The 5,807-nt window shown below is 42.7% G+C and carries 5 protein-coding genes and 2 pseudogenes; 4 read left to right on the top strand and 3 right to left on the bottom strand.

The window, feature by feature from the left end; translation table 11 throughout:
• From ACZFYI_RS14540 to ACZFYI_RS14525, 4 genes and pseudogenes are all read left to right on the top strand, one after another.
• Nucleotides 1-326: pseudogene (locus tag ACZFYI_RS14540) on the top strand (ATP-binding protein); the annotation flags it as partial.
• A gap of 25 nt (nucleotides 327-351) precedes the next feature.
• Complete coding sequence (locus tag ACZFYI_RS14535) at nucleotides 352-1,977, top strand: eCIS core domain-containing protein (RefSeq protein WP_462524851.1); 1,626 nt, start codon at nucleotides 352-354, stop codon at nucleotides 1,975-1,977.
• A 268-nt stretch (nucleotides 1,978-2,245) separates the two neighbouring features.
• The gene (locus ACZFYI_RS14530) at nucleotides 2,246-3,235 is read left to right on the top strand and encodes an SH3 domain-containing protein (RefSeq protein WP_462524850.1); all 990 of its coding nucleotides are present in this window, start codon (nucleotides 2,246-2,248) and stop codon (nucleotides 3,233-3,235) included.
• Between the two features lie 96 nt (nucleotides 3,236-3,331).
• Complete coding sequence (locus ACZFYI_RS14525) at nucleotides 3,332-3,667, top strand: zinc ribbon domain-containing protein YjdM (protein ID WP_462524849.1); 336 nt, start codon at nucleotides 3,332-3,334, stop codon at nucleotides 3,665-3,667.
• A 150-nt stretch (nucleotides 3,668-3,817) separates the two neighbouring features.
• Here the strand turns inward: ACZFYI_RS14525 and rpiB are convergent, their stop codons facing one another.
• The 3 genes and pseudogenes from rpiB to glyA form a co-directional block, all read right to left on the bottom strand.
• On the bottom strand, nucleotides 3,818-4,255 hold the full coding sequence (gene rpiB, locus ACZFYI_RS14520) for a ribose 5-phosphate isomerase B (RefSeq protein WP_462524848.1): 438 nt from the start codon (nucleotides 4,253-4,255) through the stop codon (nucleotides 3,818-3,820).
• Complete coding sequence (gene tatC / locus ACZFYI_RS14515; RefSeq protein ID WP_462524847.1) at nucleotides 4,248-5,108, bottom strand: twin-arginine translocase subunit TatC; 861 nt, start codon at nucleotides 5,106-5,108, stop codon at nucleotides 4,248-4,250. The genes rpiB and tatC overlap by 8 nt, the downstream gene beginning before the upstream one ends.
• Nucleotides 5,109-5,123: 15 nt before the next feature.
• A pseudogene (gene glyA / locus ACZFYI_RS14510) lies at nucleotides 5,124-5,807 on the bottom strand (serine hydroxymethyltransferase); the annotation flags it as partial.

The following is a 5,807-nucleotide window of genomic DNA, read 5'->3' as shown; positions in this document are numbered from 1 at the left end:
ATAATGGCTTGGTGATTTTGGCCTCCAACTTTAGAAATAACATCGACACGGCATTTATCAGGAGGTTCAACGCCATCATTTATTTTCCTGCACCAAAGGCGGAAGACAGGCTGGCATTGTGGGAGAAATCCCTTCCCAGCCAGCTTAAGCTGAGCAAAGAAAACGGACTCCGAGAAATTGCAGAAAAGTACGAACTGACCGGTTCCCATATCATCAACATCGTCCAATATCTTTCTCTGACTGCCTTAGAAAGCCGTGATTTTGTATTGACCAAAGACATGATGATAAAAGGGATAAGGAGGGAAATGGAGAAAGAGGGGAAATGAAAGAAGAGACTTAAATGAACTTAGAATGAATATTCAAGACAAAAAGAGATCTGAAAAACAGGGCACCAAAAACCAACGGAACGGACCATTCTTTCCCGCTGTTGCTATACAGTCAAAATTGAAGGTTAATAAACCCGGTGATCGATTCGAACAAGAAGCAGAGAAAGTCTCCCAAGATATGGTGACCTTATCTCAAAATGGGAATCCCCCCCAAATACACAGGAAGGAAGAAGTGAGAGAATTGGAAAGAAAAGAGGAATCGGCTGAAACCCCTGAGATCTCAACAGAACTTGAAGGCCATATTTCAAAACTTGACGGTAAAGGAAGGTCCTTGAACATAACAGAAAAGAACTATTTTGAGCCTAAATTTGGAAGGGATTTTTCGAAAGTTCGGATTCATGAAAATGATTCAAGTGCCGAAAAAATTCATGCCAAGGCTTATACAACAAAGAACCATATCATATTCAATCAAGGTGAATATTCCGGAACCTCCAGCGGTGACAAAAAGCTGATGGCCCATGAACTGACACATGTGGTGCAACAAGGAAGTAAGGGTGTAGTGAATAGATCAGCATTGCCCTCCATTCAAAGACAGGATGAACCAAGCACGAGTACTGAGTCCCTATCTCAAGAAGAAAGAAATTGGCTTTATGATCGATTGACCTTGAGGATGAATATAGCCTATACCAAATTTGTCGATGCCTGTAATACACACCAAAGACAAATTCGTGATCTCGCGGCACAAAATGTAGATATTGCCAATCTGTTGCTTGATGTAGGCTTAGCATTTGCGACCCGGGGTCTTTCAACGCTTGTTACATCAGGAATTTCAAGAGCGGGAAGGCAAGGTGTTAGTGTTGCCATATCCCGGATAGCCTTAAGGGCATTAGGCCGTGTGGACCAAATCGTTGCTGCTGCCACCTCCATAGGAAAGGATTTGGCAAAGAGAGGGTTCCAAGCAGTATTCAGCAGAGGTGTGGAAGAGCAGTTTGTCCAAGATTTGAAGCAAGTCATGAGCGAGTCTGTTGATATGATCCACGGCAACCTGATTAATGTATCGGATGAGGAATTAAGTGTTTTATTTTATAACTACGATCCAAGCATTGCCACTCTGAACTACTATGAGCAAATGATCGCTCAGATGATCTCCGATTATAGAGACCAGATCATACCAATAGGAAGAAGGACAGATGAAAGGTATGGCATCAACAGATTAAGGTGGATTGAAGGAAGTGGAAGAAGGGCTTTAGCTTTAACAGGAGAAGGAAGGTATGCTAGGGCTGGAGGCGGTATAAGATTTATGGCATGGATTACCCCTTATTTTAAAAATGAAGCTCTGAGAAGATCGCTCCCATCAAGAGAGTCCGATTTCCCTGTCATTCATTACGGTAACTTAGAAAATGGTTCTGCTCCCTCAAACATAGAATTTGTATTAAATTCTCCTTATTTAATTTCAAACGATTATGTTTTTGAAGCCCCTACAGGACAGACCCCTGTTCAACCAAACCCATGCCCAAGTTGCCACGGGGAATCGGGGGGTAACCAAGCCCCAAGCCTACTTGATAGGCCTTTTGACTTCGAGAGCATGTTGGACCAGCCACCAAACAATCAGCAGCAATTAGAAGATTGGATTAGACAACTAAATGAGTAAACTTAATCCCTCTCTGAATAACTCCGGCTCGAAAAAAAGCATCTTAACATTCTCCTTTTGGACATATCTGTACAACATGCCGAGAACCATGCGAATATTCAATTACCTTATTACTTGAATTATGGCTAATCCAAATTCAATGACTAATACCGCTAAAATAAGAAAAAGGGGTAAAGCTATATAGGACCAAAAAAGCTTGCAGACTATTGTCCTACATATTGCTCCTAAGGCCGCCAAAGATTATTATCATTTAGAAAAAATAAGTACCATGCAAACCAAATACGGATTTACCAAAATGACCCTTGCTGAATTTGATACTTGGATTCAGCAGCAGCGGATTGCCCGCACCATATTAAACCTACAGCAGCACCATACCTGGAATCCAAATTATTCGCATTTCAACGGGTCAAACCATTTTGAAAGGCAGTTGGCCATGAAAAATCACCATGTCGGAAACAACGGATGGGCAGATATCGGACAGCATTTCACCATATTTCCCGACGGAATGATTCTTACTGGCAGGCCTTTGGAGAAAATTCCTGCCTGCATTTATGGCAACAATTCCCATTCAGTCTGCATGGAGCATTTTGGTAATTTTGATACCGGTGGCGATAACATGACCGATTCTCAAAAGCAAACCATCGTGAAGATGACAGCTATGCTGCTCAAAAAATTTAACCTCCCTGTCAATCCAAACAGCATCCTCTACCATCATTGGTTTGACCTGAGCTCGGGAGTCCGCAACAACGGGACTAGAAATAACAAATCCTGCCCGGGAACAAACTTTTTTGGTGGAAACAAAGTAGACAATGCCATCAGTGGTTTTTTTCCTTTGGTCCAACAGGCACTTGGAAATACATCTGTCCAACCTCCGGTTGCCAATATCAGCAAATACGTCATCGTCACTGCCTCAAGGCTAAATATCCGTCAGCAACCCAGCGGTTCAGCTCCTCTCGCCACAGACCGGGATGCTGCCCAGATGGGTGCAGTGCTGAGGATTTATGGAGAATCCAACGGGTGGCTCAAAATATCCAACTCCCAAGCACATTGGGTCTATGGAAAATATACCACAGAAGTCCTCCGTGCAACCGTCACAGCCAACGTACTCAGGGTTAGAAGCGGGCCGGGACCGGAATATTCCATCATAGGCACTCTTCCAAAATCAGAGGAGGTCTTTTTGGTAGATATCAAAAACGGATGGTGTAAAATCGGTATGGAAGAAAAGTGGGTAAGTAAGGATTTTTTAAAGGCGATCTAAGTTTATTTCACTTTCGGTTAATTTGTCAATATTCAATTCATTTTAAAAAAATCGTAGTCAAGGAAGTATTGGAAAAACTTCTTTTAAATTCACCCTATGGAAAACCTACCCGAATGCCCGGCCTGCAAATCTGAATATACCTATGAATTGGATGGCAAATTCGTCTGTCCGGAGTGTGCCTTCGAATGGGAAGCTGAGGAAGCTGAAGCCGAAGAGGGTTTGGTAGTAAAAGATTCCAACGGGGCAATATTGTCAAACGGGGATTCTGTTACCATCATCAAAAACCTTCCCGTCAAAGGTGCTGCACATCCCATCAAGGCTGGAACAAAAGTCAAAAATATCCGGCTTGTAGAAGGCGACCACAATATTGACTGCAAAATAGATGGATTCGGATCCATGGCTTTGAAGTCTGAATTTGTGAAAAAAGCTTAAGAAAGAATTGTGAGTTACGAAGTACGAATTAGAAAGCCTTTGTAATAAATAAGCCTTCAAAATGATCAAATTATAGGGTACTATGGACCATGGACTATTTGACCATGGACTCTAAAAAAACATCCTCCCCATTTTCATGAGGAGGATTTGCTATTTACAGGCGATCTTATTCACCCTTGTGGCATGTCTGCCACCTTCAAAATCTGTCGTCAGGAATATATCCGCAAGCTTGGCTGCCAAATCAAAAGGAATAAACCTCGCCGGCAATGCCAACACATTGGCATCATTATGCTGTCTTGCCAAAGCTGCCAAATCCTCATTCCAGCACAATGCCGCACGGATTCCCTGATGTTTGTTAGCCGTAATAGCAACACCGTTGCCACTGCCGCAGATCAGGATACCCTGCTCAAACTCTCCCGCTTCGATGGCATTACACAGTGGATGGACAAAATCCGGATAGTCTGCTGAGGCGCCGGTATAAGGGCCAAAATCTTTTACTTCGTACCCTTTTGCCTCCAACTCTTTGATCAGTTCGGTCTTGTATTCAAAACCGGCATGGTCTCCTCCGATGGCTATGACTTTACTCATTGTCTTTGTATTTCAAGTTGTCTTCCAATTCTTTTTTGGCGCGCTTCTTTTCAAGTCTCTTTGCTACCTGTATCCCTACTTCATACAATACCAATATAGGCATTGCAATCAACACTTGGCTGATGACGTCCGGAGGTGTAATAAGTGCAGAAACGATCAAAATTACTACAATTGAATGTCTCCTGTATGATTTCAACATCGCTGCTGTCACCAATCCAGACATAGAAAGAAAATAAATCACTACCGGAAGTTGGAACATAATGGCCGATGCCAATACCAACATGGTCAAAGTACCAATGTAAGAGGTAATGTCAAATTCGTTGAGGATACTTGGATCCAACTGGTAGTTTGCAAGGAAATTTATGGAAAGGGGAGCAAGGATGAAATAACCAAAACCAGTACCCAAGAAAAAAAGAAGACTGACATAAAAAACCGCACCACGGGCAGCCTGTCTTTCTTTAGAGTACAGACCAGGTGCGATAAACTTCCAAACTTCCCAAAACAAATAAGGAAAAGAGACAATCAATCCCACTACCATACTTGAGGTCAGGTGCATGGAAAACTGACCTGTCATCTGCCTGCTTTGGATGGTAAAAGGAAGTGTATCTATACACAAAGGTGGTACGTTTAAATAATCAGAAATCTGACAAAGTACCCTATAGGTGATGAAATCAACTTTGGAAGGACCAAGGATGACAACTCCAAATACAATGCTTTTAGCAAGGAACGCTGCAACCGTAAAAATCAAAATGGCAGCTGCAGAGCGTAGCAAATGCCACCTCAACTGCTCCAAATGGTCCAAAAAGGACATGCCCTCTTCTTCCTCTTCTTCTTTATACTGATCTAAGGCCACGCTTTTTTAGAATAATTAATACAATGGAAACTGAACCATCCAACTGTTGACTTCAGATTTGATTTTGGCCAATTCTGCCTCATCACCGTGGTTTGTCAATGCCCTGTCGATAAGGGATACTATTTTGCGCATGTCCTCTTCTTTCAACCCACGGGTAGTAACCGCTGCTGTACCCACTCTCATCCCTGAGGTAACAAATGGCGATCTGGTATCAAAAGGAACCATGTTTTTATTGATCGTAATATCCACTTTACCCAAAGTCTCTTCGGCAAGTTTACCGGTCAGGTCTTTGTTGCGCAGGTCAATAAGCATCATGTGGTTGTCTGTGCCGCCTGAGATGATCTTATATCCCAAACCTACAAAAGTATCCGCCATGACGGCGGCATTCTTTTTGACCTGAAGAACATAATCCATATACTCATCAGAAAGCGCTTCTTCAAATGCGATGGCTTTGGCTGCAATGATATGTTCCAATGGACCGCCCTGCGTTCCGGGAAATACCCCAGAATCCAATAAAGCAGACATTTTCCTTAATTCACCTTTTGGTGTCTTAAGTCCAAAAGGATTGTCAAAATCATCACGCATCAAGATCAATCCACCTCTTGGTCCACGAAGGGTTTTGTGGGTGGTAGTGGTCACAATATGGCAATACTCAAGAGGATCATTTAAAAGTCCTTTTGCAATCAAGCCCGATGGATG

The organism is Aquiflexum sp., assembly GCF_977115555.1.
Note: the sequence above shows the minus strand (reverse complement) of the source record. Positions and strands in the feature narration are given on the sequence as shown.